The organism is Variovorax sp. PEI5 (assembly GCF_056679935.1).
On sequence record NZ_CM155257.1, the window covers coordinates 2,256,866 to 2,273,964 of the forward strand.

14 protein-coding genes and 1 riboswitch are annotated in these 17,099 nt (G+C 73.5%); of the genes, 2 read left to right on the top strand and 12 right to left on the bottom strand.

Going from position 1 to position 17,099, the window contains the following annotated elements; all coding sequences use genetic code 11:
* Positions 1–10 precede the first annotated feature (10 nt).
* Positions 11–1,792 carry a putative bifunctional diguanylate cyclase/phosphodiesterase gene (locus AC1MLT_RS10415; protein ID WP_481032206.1) on the top strand — a complete coding sequence of 594 codons (1,782 nt, stop codon included), beginning with the start codon at positions 11–13 and terminating at the stop codon, positions 1,790–1,792.
* 17 nt (positions 1,793–1,809) lie between these two features.
* Here the strand turns inward: AC1MLT_RS10415 and AC1MLT_RS10420 are convergent, their stop codons facing one another.
* The 8 genes from AC1MLT_RS10420 to AC1MLT_RS10455 form a co-directional block, all read right to left on the bottom strand.
* Positions 1,810–2,526 (bottom strand): HAD family hydrolase, encoded by a 717-nt coding sequence (locus tag AC1MLT_RS10420; RefSeq protein ID WP_481032207.1) that lies wholly within the window; start codon positions 2,524–2,526, stop codon positions 1,810–1,812.
* A 24-nt stretch (positions 2,527–2,550) separates the two neighbouring features.
* Positions 2,551–4,452 carry a phosphomethylpyrimidine synthase ThiC gene (thiC, locus tag AC1MLT_RS10425; RefSeq protein WP_481032208.1) on the bottom strand — a complete coding sequence of 634 codons (1,902 nt, stop codon included), beginning with the start codon at positions 4,450–4,452 and terminating at the stop codon, positions 2,551–2,553.
* 90 nt (positions 4,453–4,542) lie between these two features.
* A riboswitch (TPP riboswitch) is annotated at positions 4,543–4,654 on the bottom strand.
* Between the two features lie 4 nt (positions 4,655–4,658).
* A complete protein-coding gene (locus AC1MLT_RS10430) occupies positions 4,659–6,128 on the bottom strand; it encodes an ABC transporter ATP-binding protein (RefSeq protein ID WP_481032209.1) in 1,470 nt (489 codons plus the stop codon).
* Entirely contained in the window at positions 6,125–6,961 is an 837-nt protein-coding gene (locus tag AC1MLT_RS10435; protein ID WP_481032210.1) for an ABC transporter permease, read from the bottom strand. Before AC1MLT_RS10435 ends, AC1MLT_RS10430 begins: the two co-directional genes overlap by 4 nt.
* On the bottom strand, positions 6,958–7,932 hold the full coding sequence (locus tag AC1MLT_RS10440) for an ABC transporter permease (RefSeq protein WP_481032211.1): 975 nt from the start codon (positions 7,930–7,932) through the stop codon (positions 6,958–6,960). The genes AC1MLT_RS10435 and AC1MLT_RS10440 overlap by 4 nt, the downstream gene beginning before the upstream one ends.
* Positions 7,933–8,012: 80 nt before the next feature.
* Positions 8,013–9,623 (bottom strand): ABC transporter substrate-binding protein, encoded by a 1,611-nt coding sequence (locus AC1MLT_RS10445; protein ID WP_481032212.1) that lies wholly within the window; start codon positions 9,621–9,623, stop codon positions 8,013–8,015.
* Between the two features lie 2 nt (positions 9,624–9,625).
* On the bottom strand, positions 9,626–11,851 hold the full coding sequence (locus tag AC1MLT_RS10450) for a TonB-dependent siderophore receptor (protein WP_481032213.1): 2,226 nt from the start codon (positions 11,849–11,851) through the stop codon (positions 9,626–9,628).
* 172 nt (positions 11,852–12,023) lie between these two features.
* The gene (locus AC1MLT_RS10455; protein WP_481032214.1) at positions 12,024–12,527 is read right to left on the bottom strand and encodes a hypothetical protein; all 504 of its coding nucleotides are present in this window, start codon (positions 12,525–12,527) and stop codon (positions 12,024–12,026) included.
* A 101-nt stretch (positions 12,528–12,628) separates the two neighbouring features.
* Between AC1MLT_RS10455 and AC1MLT_RS10460 the strand changes: the two genes are divergently transcribed.
* Positions 12,629–13,672, top strand: coding sequence for a Bug family tripartite tricarboxylate transporter substrate binding protein (locus AC1MLT_RS10460; protein ID WP_481032215.1), 1,044 nt, complete (start codon positions 12,629–12,631; stop codon positions 13,670–13,672).
* Positions 13,673–13,738: 66 nt separating this feature from the next.
* Here AC1MLT_RS10460 and AC1MLT_RS10465 read toward each other — a convergent pair whose 3' ends face one another.
* The 4 genes from AC1MLT_RS10465 to AC1MLT_RS10480 all read right to left on the bottom strand — a co-directional run bounded on the left by AC1MLT_RS10465 (position 13,739) and on the right by AC1MLT_RS10480 (position 17,097).
* Positions 13,739–14,176: a c-type cytochrome gene (locus AC1MLT_RS10465; protein ID WP_481032216.1), complete on the bottom strand. Its 438-nt coding sequence runs from the start codon at positions 14,174–14,176 to the stop codon at positions 13,739–13,741.
* Positions 14,173–14,634 carry a YchJ family protein gene (locus AC1MLT_RS10470; protein ID WP_481032217.1) on the bottom strand — a complete coding sequence of 154 codons (462 nt, stop codon included), beginning with the start codon at positions 14,632–14,634 and terminating at the stop codon, positions 14,173–14,175. The genes AC1MLT_RS10465 and AC1MLT_RS10470 overlap by 4 nt, the downstream gene beginning before the upstream one ends.
* Positions 14,631–15,764: an acyl-CoA dehydrogenase family protein gene (locus AC1MLT_RS10475; RefSeq protein WP_481032218.1), complete on the bottom strand. Its 1,134-nt coding sequence runs from the start codon at positions 15,762–15,764 to the stop codon at positions 14,631–14,633. The genes AC1MLT_RS10470 and AC1MLT_RS10475 overlap by 4 nt, the downstream gene beginning before the upstream one ends.
* A gap of 82 nt (positions 15,765–15,846) precedes the next feature.
* Positions 15,847–17,097 (bottom strand): glutamate carboxypeptidase, encoded by a 1,251-nt coding sequence (locus AC1MLT_RS10480; protein ID WP_481032219.1) that lies wholly within the window; start codon positions 17,095–17,097, stop codon positions 15,847–15,849.
* Positions 17,098–17,099: the final 2 nt, after the last annotated feature.

Genomic DNA, 17,099 nt, shown 5'->3' on the forward strand with positions numbered 1-17,099 from the left:
GATCGCCGTGATGTCCGAAGGCTCCGCCACCACGCACGAGGCACTGATCCAGTTTCTCTACCGTGCGCCGATCGGTCTCGTGCAGACCTCGCTCACGGGCGAGATCGCCATGATCAATCCCATGGCGGCGCGACTGCTCATGCCCTTGGTCGCCGGTGGCAACCTGTTCAACCTGTTCGACGTGCTGGATGCGCTCGCGCCGCAGCTGCGATCGCTGGCGCAGCAGCCGCTCGAGGCCGGCGACCTGATCTGCGACGACCTGCACCTGCCGCTGCCCACGGCCGCCAACGCGCCCGATGCCGCGCCGCGCACGCTGGCATTGCAGCTGCTGCGGCTGGACGACGCGACCCTCATGGCCACCCTGAGCGACGCCACGGCCGCGGTCCAGCGCGAGCAGCAGCGGCTCGCCGCCCGCGTGCACGCGGCCACCCGCACCGACGGCCTGACCGCCCTGCCCAACCGCCTGGCGCTGCTGGAGGCCATCGACCTCGCGCTGGAACAACGCTCACGCGACATCGATGCCCGCTGGACCGTGCTGCTGATCAACGCCGACCGCTTCGAGCGCATCAACGTCACGCTCGGGCCGGCCGCCGGCGACGCCGTGCTGCGCCAGATGGCCGCGCGCATCCGCGCGACCATCGGCGCGCGGGTGCCGGGCGCCCTGACGGCGCGCTTCGGCAGCGACGAATTCGCCGTGCTGCTGCGGCTGGATGGCATGCACGGCACGGCCACCGCCACCGCCACCGATGCGGCGTCCGGCGACGACGACCTCGCCATCTGCGAGGTCCTGGCCCAGCGCGTGGTCGACGCCCTGGGCGCGCCCTATGCCGTGGGCGGCACCAGCGTGCATGCGAGCGCCAGCGTCGGCGTGGTGCGCATCGCCACCTCGCACCACCGCGCCGTGACCGTGATGCAGGACGCCGATCTGGCGATGCGCGAGGCCAAGCGTCTGGGTGGCGGCCGCCACGGCCTGTTCACGCCCGCCGTGCGCGCCCAGGCCTGGCAGCGCGGCAGCCTGGAGGCCGACCTGCGCCGCGCCCTGGACGAGGATCAGCTCTTCGTCGTCTACCAGCCCATCGTCGCTCTGGCCGATGGCGCGGTCGTCGGCATGGAGGCGCTGGTGCGCTGGCGGCATCCGCAGCGCGGCGTCGTGCCGCCGGACCGCTTCATCGGCATCGCCGAGGAGACCGGGATGATCGTGGCGCTGGGCGAACGGGTGCTGCGCCAGGCCTGCGACCAGCTCGCCACCTGGCGGCGCACGCTCGGCCCGCTGGCGCCGCGCTCGATGTCGGTCAACCTGTCGCGCGCGCAGGTCCTGGAACCCTCGATCGTGGGCACCGTGGCGCGCGCGCTGGCCGCGAGCGGCCTGGACGCCGGCGCCCTCCAGCTGGAGGTCACGGAGAGCCTGGCGGCGCAGGACGCCATCGTCCAGCAGCGCCTGGGCGAGCTCAAGGCGCTCGGCCTGAGCCTGGCGCTGGACGATTTCGGCACCGGCTATTCCTCGCTGGCCAGCCTGCACCTGCTGCCGGTGGATGTCGTCAAGATCGACCGCTCCTTCGTCGGCCCGTCGGTCAAGAGCGCGCATCACCGGGTGCTGATCGAAGCCGTCTCCAAGGTGGCGCGCAGCCTGGGCATGAGCACCGTGGCCGAGGGCGTGGAGACCCGCGAGCAGGCCGAACTGCTCGCCGCGCTCGACTGCGACAAGGCGCAGGGCTATTTCTATGCGCGGCCGATGCCGGCCGACGATGCTACCGCCTGGCTACAGGCGCAGCTCGAACGCAGCTGCGGCTGAGCCCCCGGCCGGGGCGCTCACGCCGCCGCGCGCCAGGCGGCGAGCACCGCCGGCAGCTCGGCCATGTCGGTGAAGATGCGCGCGACGCCGACCGCGCGCAGGGCCTCGGCGCCGCTGTGGCCCAGGCCGCCCGGGCTGTAGCCGAAGACCGTGGCGCCGGCGGCGACACCGGCCGTGGCGCCGGTCACGGTGTCCTCGATCACGGCGCAGCGCGCCGGCTCGACCCCCAGCGCCGCCGCCGCCGCCAGGTAGACATCGGGAAAGGGCTTGGAGCGCGGCGTCTCGTGACCGCTGAAGATGCGGCCCTCGAAGGCGTCCAGCAGGCCGATCTTGGCCAGTTGCAGCTCGATCTTGCCGCGGTCGGCGCCCGAGGCGCAGGCGATGCGCCCGTCCAGCGCCGCGTGCAGCGCGCGCACCGCGCCCGGCGCGCCGGCGACCTCGACCAGCTCGCGGTCGAGCGCCTCGTTGCGCCGGCGCCAGAAGCCCTGCAGCCACTCGGATGTCACCGGCCGGCCGGTGCGCGCCTCGATCAGCGCGGCCTCGTCCTTGACGGCCTTGCCGACGAACAGGCGCATGCACTCCTCCTTCGTCAGCATCCAGCCGCCCTCCTCGAGCATGTCGCGCAGCACGCCGTTGGTGATGGGCTCGGAGTCGACCAGCACGCCGTCGCAGTCGAACAGCACGGCATCGAAGGGGATCGTCGGGGCGTCGGGGGAGAGCTGCGGAGTCGTCATGCGTCGATCGTAGCAAGGCGCCCCTCAGGACTTCTCCTCGCGGATCGGGATGTAGAGCTCGCCGCCGCCGGCGCGGAACTCGGCCGACTTGTCGGCCATGCCGCCCGACACGGCATCGGCCTCGTCGAGCCCGCGTCGCGCCGCGTACTCGCGCACCTCCTGGGTGATCTTCATGGAGCAGAACTTGGGCCCGCACATGGAGCAGAAGTGCGCGCTCTTGCTGGCGTCCTTGGGCAGGGTCTCGTCGTGGAAGTCGCGCGCGGTGTCGGGGTCGAGGCCGAGGTTGAACTGGTCCTGCCAGCGGAACTCGAAGCGCGCCCTGGACAACGCGTCGTCGCGCGAGCGCGCGCCCGGGTGGCCCTTGGCGACATCGGCCGCGTGGGCGGCGATCTTGTAGGCGATGATGCCCTGCTTGACGTCGTCGCGGTCGGGCAGCCCCAGGTGCTCCTTGGGCGTGACGTAGCACAGCATGGCGGTGCCGGCCCAGCCGATCATGGCCGCGCCGATGGCGCTGGAGATGTGGTCGTAGCCCGGCGCGATGTCGATGGTCAGCGGCCCCAGCGTGTAGAAGGGCGCCTCGTGGCAATGTCTGATCTGCTCGTCCATGTTGGCCTGGATCATGTGCATGGGCACGTGGCCGGGCCCTTCGATCATGGTCTGCACGTCGTGCCGCCAGGCCACCTGCGTGAGCTCGCCCAGCGTGCGCAGCTCGGCGAACTGGGCCTCGTCGTTGGCATCGGCGCCGCTGCCCGGGCGCAGGCCGTCGCCCAGCGAGAAGCTGACGTCGTAGGCCTTCATGATCTCGCAGATCTCCTCGAAGCGCGTGTAGAGGAAGCTCTCGCGGTGGTGCGCGATGCACCACTTGGCCATGATCGAGCCGCCGCGCGAGACGATGCCGGTCATGCGCCCGGCCGTCAGGTGGATGAAGGGCAGGCGCACGCCGGCGTGGATGGTGAAGTAGTCGACGCCCTGCTCGGCCTGCTCGATCAGCGTGTCGCGATAGAGCTCCCAGGTCAGGTCCTCGGCCACGCCGCCGACCTTCTCCAGCGCCTGGTAGATCGGCACCGTGCCGATGGGCACCGGCGAGTTGCGCACGATCCAGTCGCGCGTGGTGTGGATGTTGCGGCCGGTGGACAGGTCCATCACGTTGTCGGCGCCCCAGCGGATCGCCCAGACCAGCTTCTCGACCTCCTCCTCGATGCTCGAGGTGACGGCCGAGTTGCCGATGTTGGCGTTGATCTTGACCTTGAAGTTGCGCCCGATGGCCATCGGCTCGACCTCGGGGTGGTTGATGTTGGCCGGGATGATGGCGCGGCCGCGCGCCACCTCGTCGCGCACGAACTCGGGCGTGATCAGATGCGGGATCGACGCGCCCATGGGATTGCCGCGCACGCGCCGGGCGCGCGCCTCGTCGGCCAGGTACTCGGCCATCCACTCGCGCCGGCCGTTCTCGCGCAGGGCGACGTATTCCATCTCGGGCGTGACGATGCCGCGCCGGGCGTAGTGCATCTGCGTGACGTTGGCGCCGGCACGGGCGCGGCGCGGCGTGCGCTGCAACGCGGCGGCATCGCGGCGCAGGCGCTCGATGCGCTCGCGCTCCTGCGGCGTCAGGGCGTCGCTCTCGTGGCGCGCGCCATCGTCCAGCGCGCGATGCAGCCGGCCCGCGTAGGGCTCGGTGTCGCCGCGCTCGGCGATCCAGGCGCCGCGCACGTCGGGCAGGCCGCGGCGCACGTCGATGTCGACGGCCGGATCGGTATAAGGACCGGAGGTGTCGTAGAGGGAGACGATCTCGCCGTTGGTCAGCGCGACGTCGCGCACCGGCACGCGCAGGTCGGCGCGGCTGCCGGCGATGGCGGTCTTGGTGGAGGCGGGAAAGGGCTCGCGGGTGAGCGAGAGCAGCGGGGCGAACTTGTCGAGGGCGTTCATGGGGCACTCCGTCGGGGATGGATGGGTGCTCCGCGATCGCTCGACGGATCCGTGGCCCGCCCCATGCACGAGACAGGGGGACCACCGGATCAGGGGAACTGCAGCTCTTCTTCCGCCGGTACTAACCGGTTCAAGTTCGCGGGTTCGGCGGATCGGTCGCCATCTCAGCACGCTGTTCGCGCGTGCACCCCGGAGCGCTGCGGATTCTAGGCCGCGTCCGGCGCGCGGCCAAGCGATCCGACCCCGGGGGAACCCCCGAGCCGCAGGAAACGCGTGCCCACCGCCTCGGCGATGTCGTCGTCGTGCGTGACCAGCAGCAGCGCCGTGCCGGCGCCGGCGCCGCCCTCGGCCGCGTCCTCCTCCAGCACGTCGAGCAGCAGCATCAGCGTCTCGCGCTGCGTCGCGGGGTCGAGCCGCGACGTCGGCTCGTCGGCGAACAGCAGCGCCGGCCGGGCCATCAGCACGCGCGCCAGGGCCAGGCGCTGGAGCTCGCCGCCCGACACCTCCGACGGCCGGCGCGACAGCAGCCGCGTCGACAGCCCCAGGCGCTCCAGGCGCTCGACCAGCTTCGGCCATGGATGGCCATGGCGCCGGGCGACGTCGCCCAGGGAGCGCGCCAGGCTGACATGGGGCGCGAACGAGGCGACCGGATCCTGGTAGAGCTTCTGCAGCGCGGTCGGCCCCAGGCCATCGGCGCGCCGCACGCTGCCCCGGTCCGGCGCCAGCAGGCCGAGCAGCACGTTGCCCAGCGTGCTCTTGCCGACGCCGCTGGGGCCGCGCACCACCCAGCGCTCGCCGCGCCGCACGTCGAGGTCGAGGCCGTCGAACAGCACGCCGTCGCCGAAGTCCTTGGAAAGGCCGCGCGCGGTCAGCACCGCGGCGCCGGCCGCCGGCGCCGGGCGCCGGGGCCAGTTCGCCGGCTCGGCCTGGATCAGGCGCTGCGTGAACGCATCGGACGGCCGCGCCAGGATGGCCCGCGTGTCGCCCTGCTCCGTCACCCGGCCCGCGCGCAGCACGATCAGCTGGCCGCCCAGCGCCCGCGCCACCCGCAGGTCGTGCGTGATGACGACCACGCAGCCGCCGGCCTGCCGGACCGCGTCCAGCATCCCGATCGTGCGGTCGCGCCAGTGGGCGTCGAGGCCCTTGGTCGGCTCGTCGGCCAGCAGGATCCGGGCCCCGCCGGCCAACGCCACGGCGGCGGCGGCGCGCTGCGCCATGCCACCCGAGAACTGCCAGGGATAGCGCCGCGCCGCGTCCCCCAGGCCGGCGGCGTCGAGGTCGCGCCGGGCCTCGGCCATGGCCGGGGACGCGCCGACGCCGCGCACCAGCTCGTGGGTGCGGGCCAGTTGCGGCAGCACGCGGATCATGGGATCGAGCGCCAGCGCCGGCTCCTGCGGCAGCAGGGCCAGCGTGCGGCCCCACAGCGGGCGACGCGCGCGCTGGTCCTCCGCCCGCAGCCGCGCGCCACCGACCGTCAGGCCGCCGCCGACCCGCAGCGCGGCCGGCAGGTTGCCCATCACGGCCTGCGCCAGCAGCGACTTGCCCGCGCCGCTCTCGCCGACGACGATCAGCGCCTCGCCCGCGCGCAGTTCGAACGACAGGTCGTGCAGCAGCACCGGGCCGCCATCGACGCGCACCGTCAGCCGCTCGGCCGACAACAGGACGGGACCGCTCATGCGCCCTCCGCGTCGCCGGCGAGCAGCAGCATGCCCAGCACCAGCAGCATCAGCAGCGCCACCGGGGCGCCGATGAGCCAGGGCGCCTCCTCGTAGTGCGGCAGGTATTCGGTCATCATCAATCCCAGTTCCGGCGTGGGCGGTTGCAGCCCGACGCCGACGAAACCCAGCGCGGCCAGCGCCAGCACGGCCTGCGCCGCGCTGAAGGCCAGCAGCGTGCCGGTCACGGGCGCCAGCGCCGGCAGCAGGTGCCAGCGCAGCACGTGGCCGGGTCCGAAGCCCAGCAGCCGCGACGCCTGCACGGCATCGCTGGCCAGCACGGCGCGGCTGGCGGCCCGCGCGACGCGGAAGTACTCGACCCACAGCGACAGCGACAGGCCGACGTAGAGCGCCTCGCCGCGCCCCGGCACCAGCGCCGCGAACAGCAGCACCAGCAGCAGGCCGGGCACCGACAGCACGACATCCGACAGCATCACCAGCGCGCGCTCCACGCCCGCGCCGCGCCAGCTCGCCGCGATGCCCAGCAGCACGCCGGGCACCGCCGCCGTGATGGCCGCCAGCAACGCCAGCCCGAACGACAGCCGCGCCGCGTGCATCAGGCGCGCCAGGACGTCGCGGCCCAGCACGTCGGTGCCCAGGAGGTGCGATCCATCGGGCGCCCGCAGGCTGTCGGCCAGCACCTGCCGCGTCGGATCGACATCCAGCAGCCAGGGGCCGAGCAGCGAGAACAGCGCCAGTCCCAGCAGCACGCCGAGGCCGGCGCGGCGCGAGACCGAGACCCGCCTCGACCTCTCCGGCGCCGCCGGCGGCATGGCCTGCCACGCCGGCTTCATCGCGCACCTCCCGTGCGCCGCCGCGGATCGAGCGCCAGGCAGATCGCGTCGACGCCCAGGTTGAACAGCACGAACAGCAAGCCCATGCACAGCGCCGCGCCCTGGATCATCGGCACGTCGCGCCCGAAGACCGCGTGCACCAGCTCGTGGCCGATGCCCGGCCAGGCGAACAGCGTCTCGACGACCAGCGCGCCCTCGATCAGGAACACCGCCTGCAGGCCCAGGTAGGTGACGACCGGCACCGCCGCCTGCCGCAATCCGTGGTGCACCAGCGCCTGCCGATCCGACAGCCCCTTGGTGCGGGCGAACTCGTACGACGGCGAGCGCGCCACCTCGTGGAGCGCGCCGCGCGTGACGCGCGCCAGCCCGGCCGCCAGGCCGAGCCCGAGCGTGAGGGCCGGCAGCAGCACGCTGCCCGCCGCGTCCCCGCCGGCCACCGGCAACGCGCCCAGGCGCACCGCCACGCCCACCATCAGCAGCACCGCCAGCAGGAACGACGGCAGCGCCCGCAGCGCCACGGCCATGACCAGCACCACGCGGTCGACCCACCCACCCGCGTGCAGGCCCGACCAGATGCCCAGCGGCAATCCCAGTGCGGCGCCGATGGCGAGCGCCACCGCCGAGAGCAGCAGCGTGCGGCCGAGCGCGTGCGCGATCTCCGCCCAGACGGCGGCGCCGGTGACCAGCGACACCCCCAGGTGGAAGCGGGCGATGTCGCCCCACCAGTGCAGCAGCGCCAGGCCGACCGGGCGATCGAGTCCGAGCTCGGCGCGCACGGCATCGGCCGCCGCGTTGCTCACCAGGTCGTAGCCATAGCGGCCGGCGGCGATGCGCGTGGCCATGTCGCCCGGCAGCGCGCGCGCCATGAAGAAGCACACCGTGCCGACCAGCAGGGCCAGCGCGACGAGCTGGAACAGGCGGCGCAGCAGCAGCCGCAGCCAGGGGGAATGCGACAGCGTCGTCGGTTTCATGCGGGTCGCCGGAGGAGGTCCGGATGGGGTCGTGGGGGTTCGGCCCGGCACCGGGCCGGGGCGGGATGCGGTGGTGGCGCTCATGCGCGCCACCGCATGCGGGTGAGCCGGTAGGAGCGCTCCAATGGATCGAGGCTGACGCCATCGATGCGATCGCCGAGCGCCACCTGCTGGCGATACCAGGCCACCGGGATCACCGGCAGGCCCTCCTGCAGGGCCGCCGCCACCCGCTCGCGCAGCACGGCCGCGCGCTCCGGCGTCGGCCGGCCGCGCCGCAGCTCGTCCAGCGCCCGCGTCAGGCCGTCGTCGTGCCAGCCCATGGCGCCCCAGTCGCCGCCCTTCGGCCCGAAGTCCTGCGCCAGCGTGCCGGTCGGGTCGGGCACGGTGGCGTAGTTGCGCGCCGCCAGCGCCAGCTGCAGGCTGCCGTCGCGATGGCCGATCGGCACGTCGCCGGAGTTGCCGATGGCCACCCGCACGGCGATGCCGGCCTCGCGCCACTGGGCCTGGAGCGCGGTCGCGATGACGGGCAGTTCCGGCCGGTCGACGAAGGTGCGCAGGGCCAGCCGCAGCGGCTGGCCATCGGGGTCGAGCAGGCCGTCGGCTCCGGCATGCCAGCCGGCCTCGGTCAGCAGGCGCGCGGCGGCCGCGGGATCGTGGGTCAGGGGCGCCAGGGCCGGATCGTGCCAGCCGGCGAGCGTCGGCGGGAACAGCTGCGTGGCCGCCAGATCGGGGTCGCGCAGCAGCGCCCTGGCGATGCCGGCGCGGTCGATCGACAGGCTCAGCGCGCGCCGCACGCGCACGTCGGCGAGCTGCTTCAGGCCGGCATTGACCTTGACGATCACCGTGCGCGGCAGCGTGACGGCGGCGATGCGCACCCGGCCGCGCCGCCGCAGCCGGGCGAGGCTGACCGGGTCGAGCCCGTAGGCCAGGTCGGCCTGGCCGCTCTCGGCCATCAGGGCGCGGGTCTCGGGGCGGCTGGCGCACAGGTACTCGACGCGCTCGATGGCCGGGCGCGGACCGTCCCAGCCCTCGAACACCACCGTCGCCACCCGCTGCGGGGGCTCCACCACCACCGCGCGGTACGGGCCGCTGCCGACGATGGCGCGCACGCCGCCGTCGGCCGCGTAGCTCGAGGGCGCCAGCACCAGCGTGCTGCTGTGGGCCAGCAGCGACGGCAGGCCGTCGTGCGGCGTGGCCAGGCGGATCGTCACGATGCCGGCGCCGTCGTCGGGCTCGATGGCCACGATGGGCGCCTGGCTCAGCAGCGCCGGTGGCGTGCGCGCCGCGCGCAGGCAGCGCGCGACGGCATCGGCGGTGACCGCCGTGCCATCGTGGAAGCGCGCGCCCGGACGCAGCTCGAAGCGCCACGCCAGGCCGTCGTCGGACACGCGCCAGCGCGCGGCCAGGCCGGGCAGCGGCGTGCCGTCGTCGTGCGCGTCCATCAGGGTCTCGGCGATCTGCAGGCGCGTGAAGACATGGCCGCTGCTGGCCGGCGCGAGTCCGGCGATCTCCCACGGACCGACGATGCGCAATGGCGCGCGCGCCGCCTGGGCGCGCGATGGCGGCGGCGCCAGCACGGCCGCGCCGGCGGCGGCCAGCGACAGGCCGAGCGCCGCGCGGCGCGTCACGGGCCCGGCGGCGATGGGGTCGATGGGGTCGATGTGGTCGATGTGGTCGATGTGGTCGTCCATCCTCAGAACCTCGCCTGCACGCCGAGCGTGACCATGCGCGCGGTGCCCGGCGTCACCCAGACGCGGTTGAAGGCGCTGGCGTAGTAGGTGCGGTCGAACACATTGTCGACATCGAGCGTCAGGCGCAGCCGGGGGTTCAGGCGCCAGTAGCCCACCAGCTTGGCGGTGGTGTAGGCCGGCAGGTCGAACGCCGGCGTGCCGGCGGCGGCCTCGGCCTGCGTGCGGGCCTGGCCCAGGCGCCGGCCGGTGTGCGTGAGGCCGCCGCCGACGCCATAGCGCTGGCCGTTGGCCAGGGCGTCCTCGTACATCGCCAGCATGCTGCCGTTGACCCGGGGCACGTTGAGCAGCCGGCCGCCGATCTCCAGGGTGTTGTCGCGCGTGACCTCGACATCGTTGAGCGCCAGGCTGGCATTGACGCGCCAGCGCCGGCTCAGCTGGCCGGCGAGGTCGAACTCCGCGCCCCGGCTGCGGATCTCGCCGGCGGCCACCGAGAAGCCGGCGTTGGCCGCGTCGGCCGTCAGCACGTTGCGCTTGCGGATGTCGAACAGCGCCGCCGTCGCGCCCAGGCGCCGGTCCGCGCGCTCCCACTTGGCGCCCAGTTCCAGCGCCTTGCCGGACTCCGGCGCGAAGGCCCGCGACGCCACGTCGGAGCCGGCATTGGGGCGGAAGGAGCGCCCGGTGTTGGCATACAGCGTCCATTGCGCATCGGGCAGCCAGCTCAGGCCGAGGCGCGGCGAGGTCGAGGACGGCTGCTGCGTCGTCAGCGCGCCATTGCGGCGGTTCTCCAGCGACTGGTCGTAGCGGTCGCCGCGCAACCCGGCGATCAGGCGCCACTGCGGCGCCAGCTGGATGGCGTCCTGCACGTAGAAGGCGGTGTTGCGCTGGCGTTCCCGGGTGTCGGTGTTGGGCAATGGCGTCGGTCGCGCCTGGCCATAGACCGGGTCGTAGATGTTGATGGCGTAGGGCGCGGCGATGCTCGGATTGACGCGCAGCAGCAGCGTGTCCATGTCGAAGCGATAGCTCTCCAGGCCCAGCAGCAGCTCGTGCGCCACCGCCCCGGTCTTCACCACCCCCTGCAGTTCGGCCTGCAGCGCGATGTCGTCGGAGGCGTAGTCGCGGAAGCGGCGCTGGCGCGTGAGATCGCCATTGGCGCGCAGCGCGGTGGCCTCGCTCGAGAAGCCCTCGATCGCGGCCTCCCGGTACGACAGGCCGATGCGGCTGCGCCAGGCCGGATTCCACTCGTGCGACAGCACCAGCTGGTGCGTCTGGTTGGTCACCGTGGCGGGGCCGTCGGCCGGCTCGCCCAGGAACGTGCGGCGCGAGATCGCGCCCAGGCGGTCGCCGACGGCCACCACGCCACGGTCGAGCGGCGTCTCGTGGCGCAGGTACTCGCCCACGTAGTCGAGCAGCGTGTCGCGCCCGAGCTTCCAGGTGAAGGCCGGCGCGACCACCTGGCGCTTGACGCCCACCCGGTCGCGGAAGCTGTCGCGGTCCTCCACCGCCACGTTCAGGCGGTAGGCGAGGCGCTCGCCCAGCGGGCCGGTGCTGTCGAACGCGCCGCGCCGCATGCCGTGGCTGCCGGCATAGCCCTCGACCGAATGGGCCGCCGTCCACAGCGGCCGCTTGGAGACGATGTTGAGGGTGCCGCCGGGCTCGCTGCTGCCGTAGAGCGCGGCGGCCGGGCCCTTGAGGAATTCGATGCGCTCGACCGCCGCCAGGTCGCGCGGCGCGTTGAAGCCCCGGTTGGACGAGAAGCCGTTGAACAGCGTCGCCATGCCGGTGCTGTCGCTGCCCGGCAGTCCGCGGATGGCGATGTTGTCCCAGAGGCCGCCGAAATTGTTCTGGCGCGACACGCCACCCACGTAGTCGAGCACGTCGTCGAGCCGGGTCGCGCCCAGGTCGTCGATGGCCTGGCGCGTGACGATGCGCACCGACTGCGGCAACTCGCGCAGCGGCAGATCGGTCTTGGCGCCGGCGGCCTCGTCGGCGTGATAGGCGCCCGATTCGGTGCGGCCGACCACCTCGACGGTGGCGAGCTCGGCGGCGGGCGACCCAGCGGCGGCGGCGGTGGCGGTGGCGGCGATGGCGGGGGTGGGAGCGGGCGCGGCGGACTGCGCCAGCGCGGGCGGCGCCGCGAACAACGTGGCAGCGGCCAGCGCCAGCGGCGACCGGTGGGCGCGCGCGAGGACGGCGGGCAGGGAGATTCCGGGGAACTGGATGACGGTCATGGAAGGAGCGATCGGGAGGTCGGGCGCCGGAACGCGCGCGCGCGGCCGGAGCCTGGGGGGACGGACGGGCCGCGCCGCGCGGGACACCCGGCGGGCGGCGGGACGGAACGTGCGGACACGTCCGTGAGCGTTCGACGACGACGGCGACCGGCCCCCCGTGGATCACACCACGCTACGACAGGTCGGAGGACGCGGGTCCGCGACGCGCGAGGGGATCGGTCGGCGGAAGTCCCGGCGGATCGCGGGCGGCGAAGCGCCAGCGGTCGGGCCGGGGGACGAAGGCGACCTCGCGCCGGGGAACGGGTTGCCCGCCCATGGTGGCGCTGGCGAGCGGCGCGGGTGGCGACGCCGCGAGCGCCGATGCGAGCTGCGACAGGGCCGCGCACCACGCGCACAGGGCCTCGGCCGAGCCGCCATGGCCGCTCTGGCCGCCCTGGCCGATGGCCGCGCCATCGAGGACGCCGGTCCGCGCGCCGGCACCGGCATCGGTCTCGAATGCGATGGCTGCGATGTCGATGGCGGGCCATGCCGATGGCGGCGCGCCCTCGGCCGGCAGGGCCACCCGCGCGATGCGCTGCTGGAGCAGGTGCGTCGCCTCGTGCGCGGGCCGGCCCACCACCGTGTGGAAGCACACGGCGAGCAGCAGGAGACGGATCAGGACGCGACGCAGCAACATGGGAGCGGCGCGATCTTACGGGCACAGGAATTGCTGGTCACCGTCGTCGCGTTTCCCCTCCCCCGCGCGCGCCTCCTCCCCTTCCCTCCGGAGCCCCCGACATGACGAAGAACCACACGAAGACAACGACGACGACCACGGCGCTGGCGCCGACCCGGCGCGGCCTCGCCACCCTGGGCCTGGCGCTCGGCACGCTGGCGGCGGCGACCACGCTGCTGAGCCCCCTGACCGCCGGCGCCGCCGACAAGTATCCCGACCATCCCGTCAAGGTGATGGTGGCGCTGCCCGCCGGTGGCGGCGTCGACATGATCGCGCGCCTGGTCGGCCAGAAGCTGGCGACCGAGACCGGCCAGCCCTTCGTGGTGGACAACCGCGCCGGCGCCTCCGGCCGCATCGGCCTGCCGGTGGTGGCCAAGGCGCCGCCGGACGGCTACACGCTGATGGCATCGCCGGCTTCCTTCCTGACCACCAACGTCAGCATCTTCAAGTCGCTGCCCTACGACCCGCAGGCCGACTTCGCGCCCATCACCAAGCTGGCCGACCAGTCGATGGTGCTGGTGATCAAGGACCGGCTGAAGTTCCCGACCGCCGGCGCCGTGCTCGCCGCCGCCCGGGCCAAGCCCGAGGCGCTGACCTATGCCTCCTCGGGCGACGGCAGCCCCCAGCATCTGGCCGGCCTGATGTTCGAGTCGCGCATGAAGGTGCGCATGGTGCACATCCCCTACAAGGGCGGCGCGCTGGCCATCAACGACCTGCTCGGCGGCAATGTCGATCTCCTCTTCGCGCCCCTGCCCGAGGCCCTGCCACACATCAAGTCCGGCAAGCTGACCGCGCTGGCCATCATGAACGACAAGCGCTCGCCGCTGATCGCCGAGACGCCCACCATGAAGGAGGCCGGCATCGACAACATGAACATGGTCACCTGGATCGGCCTGCTGGCGCCGGCCAGGACGCCCCGGCCGCTGATCGACCAGCTCAACCGCCAGGTCCACGCGATCCTGAAGAGCCCCGAGGTCACGGCCCAGCTGCGCGATGCCGGCATGGATGTCATGCCCACCACGCCCGAGCAGTTCCAGAAGACCATCGCGCAGGAGATCAAGCTGCACGCGGAGCTGGTGAAGGCCTCGGGGCTGGTGCCTCAGTGAGCGACGAGGCCGGCCGGACGGCCGACGGAGCGCCGCGAACGCCGTGAACGTCGTGAATGCCCTCGCTCAGGAGCCCGGCCGCGACAGCACCCAGGCCCCGAGCAGCTTGGCCTCCGCCTCCGTCACCTGCGTCTGGCGCGGCATGATGATCCGCCCCCACGTGCCGACGCTGCCGTTGCGGATCTTCTGCGGGATGCGCTCGTCGGCTTCCGGATCGGCGCGATAGCGCGCGGCGATCTGCGCGAAGCCGGGGCCGACGCGCTTGCCATCCGGCGCGTGGCAGGCGGTGCAGCCGCGCTCGCGGCTCAGGGCCTGGCCGCGGGCGTCGAGCTCGGGCGTGGTCGGGCGCTTGACCGCCACGGCGGGCGCCGCCGGGGTGGGGGTGGCGGATGCGGCGCCGGCCGTCGGCGCGCCCTGGGCGGCGGCGGCCAGGGGCCCCATGGCCAGCGCCACGACCATGGCGAGGGCAAGGGCGACCCGGGACGGTCCTCGGCGCGGCGTCATCTCAGCTCGCCATCGACATAGAACCAGCGCCCCACCTCGCCCTGGCTCTCGTCGCCCTCGCGCACGAAGCGGCTGCGCTCGTGCAGCCGGGTGGCGACGCCGGTGGCGTCGCGGCGCCGGGCCACGAACTCGACCTCGGCATGCTCGGCATCCAGCACGGAGCGCGAGCGTACGTCCAGGCCCAGCCACTTCACGCCGGACTCGAACTCGATCGACGCCGGCCGCGTGCTGGCATGCCAGGTGGCGAGCAGGTAGTCGGCGCGCTCGCGCACGAAGGCGCTGTAGCGCGAGCGCATGAGGGCCTCGGCGTCGGGCGCGGGCGTGGCGCCGGTGGCGTCCTCGATGTAGCGACCGCAGCACATCGAATAGGCCATCGGGGCATCGCGCCGGTCGCGGCGGCCGCAGGGGCACGACTCGGGCTTGCCGTTGATGGCGGTGTAGGTGTAGGGGTTCGTCATGCCGTCAACGCCCGCTGGATCAGCAGCTTCTGGATGTCCGAGGTGCCCTCGTAGATCTGGCAGACGCGCACGTCGCGATAGATGCGCTCGAGCGGGAAGTCGTTGACATAGCCATAGCCGCCGAGCGTCTGGATGGCCGCGCTGCAGACCTGCTCGGCCATCTCGCTGGCGAACAGCTTGGCCATGGCGGCCTCCTTCAGGCACGGCAGTCCGGCGTCGCGCAGGCTGGCCGCATGCCAGGTCAGCTGGCGCGCGGCCTCGATGCGGGTGGCGCAGTCGGCCAGCCGGAAGCCCACGGCCTGCTGCTCGAGGATCGGGCCGCCGAAGGCCTGGCGCTCCCTGGCATAGGCCAGCGCGACCTCGAAGGCGCTGCGCGCCATGCCGATGCTCTGCGCGGCGATGCCGATGCGCCCGCCCTCCAGCGCGCCCAGGGCGATGCGATAGCCCTCGCCCTCGGCGCCGAGCCGGTGGGACGCCGGCACGCGGCAGCCGTCGAAGTTGATCTGCGCGGTGTCGCTGCTGTGCTGGCCGAGCTTGTCCTCCAGTCGCGCGACGTGATAGCCGGGCGCGTCGGTGGGCACCAGGAAGGCGCTCATGCCGCGCTTGCCGGCGTCCCGGTCGGTCACGGCGATGACGATGGCGACGTGGCCGTGCTTGCCGCTGGTGATGAACTGCTTGACGCCATCGATGACGTAGTCGTCGCCATCGCGCCGCGCGGTGGTGCGCAGGCTGGAGGCGTCGCTGCCGGCCTGCGGCTCGGTCAGGCAGAAGGCGCCGAGCATGCGGCCCTGCGCCAGCGGCCAGAGCCAGTCCTTCTTCTGCCGCTCGTCGCCGTGGCGCATGAGGATGGCGTTGACCGGGCAGTTGGTGACGCTGATGGCGGTGCTGGTGCCGCCGTCGCCGGCGGCGATCTCCTCGAGCACCAGCGCCAGCGTGAGGTAGTCGAGCCCGGCGCCGCCGTCGGCCTCGGGCACGCAGATGCCATAGGCGCCGAGCTCGGCCAGGCCCTGGTGGGCCTCGCGGGGGAAGTGGTGCTCGCGGTCCCAGCGCGCGGCATGGGGCACGAGTTCGGCCTGGCAGAAGTCGCGCACCGCGTCGCGGATGGCTTCCTGGTCGGGGGTCAGCAGCATGTCGAGAAATCCTTCCGTGTCCGCGCGCGGGCGGACGTGACCATTGTCGATCGTCGTGGGTCGGCGGCGTGGATCCGTGGCGTCACCGGGTGCCGAGGTCCATGATCAGCCGCGTCGCCATGTAGAGCCGGCGCGGGATGGCGTCGATCATCACGTACTCGGCCTTGTCGCTGTGATAGCCAAAACCCGGGAGTCCCAGGCTCTCGATCACCGGCTTGCCCGACAGCGCGGCATAGGCCGCGTCGGTGCCGCCGCCGGTGCGCTCCTCGATCTCGACGGTGCCGCCGGCCTCGCGGTAGAAGGCCACGGCCTTGTCCACCAGCCGGCGCCCGCCCTCGCCGGCGTTGAAGGCCGGGCGGCCGCGCGTGACGGCCACGGCGACCTCGGCGCCGGGCAGCCGCTTCGCCTGGGCGCGCTCCTCCAGCGTCCTGAGCGTGGCCTCCAGGTCCTCGGGGCGCGCATAGCGCAGGTCGGCATTGAGCGTGGCGCTCTCGGGGATCACGTTGGATGCGCTGCCGGCGCGCGCCAGGGTCCAGTTGAAGCGCAGGCCGCGCGCCTTGTCGTCGAGGTCCTGCGTGCGCGCCACCAGGTCGGCGGCTTCCACCAGGGCGTTGACGCCGGTCTCCGGCGCCACGCCGGCATGCGCGGCGCGGCCCTTGATGTCGGCCTGCACGTAGGCGATGCCGGAGGTGCCCAGCACGAAGCTCTCGCGCTCGGCGCTGGTCGGCTCGAAGGACAGCACGTAGTCGGCCGCCAGGGCCTCCTGCTGGATCAGCTCGCGCGAGCCGAAGGAGCCCTTCTCCTCGTCGGTGTTGAACAGCACGGTGATGCTGCCGAAGTCGCGGAAGCCATAGGTGGTGAGCAGCCGGAGCGCGTGCAGGATGACCGCCGCGCCGCCCTTGTCGTCGGCGATGCCGGGGCCGTAGGCGCGCGCGCCCTCGATGCGGAACGGCGTCCGCGCCAGCGTGCCGCGCGGATGCACGGTGTCCATGTGCGAGAGCAGCAGCAGGTGCTTGCCGCCCTTGCCGTCGAGCCGGCCGGCCAGCCGGCCGACGATGTTGTCGCCCACCGCCGGCGCCACCGCCTTGTGGCGCGCGACTTGGAAGCCGAGCGCCCTGAGCTCGGCCTCCAGCAGCTGAGCGGCGGCGGCCATGCCGGCGGCATCGCCGGTCGGCGTCTCGATCGCGACCAGGCGCTCCAGGGTCCGCACCACCGCCGGCTGCTCGGCCGTGGCGGCCTCGAACAGGGCGCTGTCGCGCTTCTGGGCCCAGCCCGCCGTCGCGACGCCGGCCAGCGCGAGCGCCAGCATCGCCATCCGTTGCCTGGCGCGCATGG

What these genes read in the sequence shown, in the direction of transcription:
- AC1MLT_RS10480 (WP_481032219.1), bottom strand. Translation starts at nt 17,097, where the DNA reads ATGCGCGCCAGGCAACGGATGGCGATGCTGGCGCTCGCGCTGGCCGGC.
- AC1MLT_RS10420 (WP_481032207.1), bottom strand. Translation starts at nt 2,526, where the DNA reads ATGACGACTCCGCAGCTCTCCCCCGACGCCCCGACGATCCCCTTCGAT.
- thiC (WP_481032208.1), bottom strand. Translation starts at nt 4,452, where the DNA reads ATGAACGCCCTCGACAAGTTCGCCCCGCTGCTCTCGCTCACCCGCGAG.
- AC1MLT_RS10430 (WP_481032209.1), bottom strand. Translation starts at nt 6,128, where the DNA reads ATGAGCGGTCCCGTCCTGTTGTCGGCCGAGCGGCTGACGGTGCGCGTC.
- AC1MLT_RS10450 (WP_481032213.1), bottom strand. Translation starts at nt 11,851, where the DNA reads ATGACCGTCATCCAGTTCCCCGGAATCTCCCTGCCCGCCGTCCTCGCG.
- AC1MLT_RS10445 (WP_481032212.1), bottom strand. Translation starts at nt 9,623, where the DNA reads ATGGACGACCACATCGACCACATCGACCACATCGACCCCATCGACCCC.
- AC1MLT_RS10470 (WP_481032217.1), bottom strand. Translation starts at nt 14,634, where the DNA reads ATGACGAACCCCTACACCTACACCGCCATCAACGGCAAGCCCGAGTCG.
- AC1MLT_RS10460 (WP_481032215.1), top strand. Translation starts at nt 12,629, where the DNA reads ATGACGAAGAACCACACGAAGACAACGACGACGACCACGGCGCTGGCG.
- AC1MLT_RS10465 (WP_481032216.1), bottom strand. Translation starts at nt 14,176, where the DNA reads ATGACGCCGCGCCGAGGACCGTCCCGGGTCGCCCTTGCCCTCGCCATG.
- AC1MLT_RS10475 (WP_481032218.1), bottom strand. Translation starts at nt 15,764, where the DNA reads ATGCTGCTGACCCCCGACCAGGAAGCCATCCGCGACGCGGTGCGCGAC.
- AC1MLT_RS10415 (WP_481032206.1), top strand. Translation starts at nt 11, where the DNA reads ATGTCCGAAGGCTCCGCCACCACGCACGAGGCACTGATCCAGTTTCTC.
- AC1MLT_RS10435 (WP_481032210.1), bottom strand. Translation starts at nt 6,961, where the DNA reads ATGAAGCCGGCGTGGCAGGCCATGCCGCCGGCGGCGCCGGAGAGGTCG.
- AC1MLT_RS10440 (WP_481032211.1), bottom strand. Translation starts at nt 7,932, where the DNA reads ATGAAACCGACGACGCTGTCGCATTCCCCCTGGCTGCGGCTGCTGCTG.
- AC1MLT_RS10455 (WP_481032214.1), bottom strand. Translation starts at nt 12,527, where the DNA reads ATGTTGCTGCGTCGCGTCCTGATCCGTCTCCTGCTGCTCGCCGTGTGC.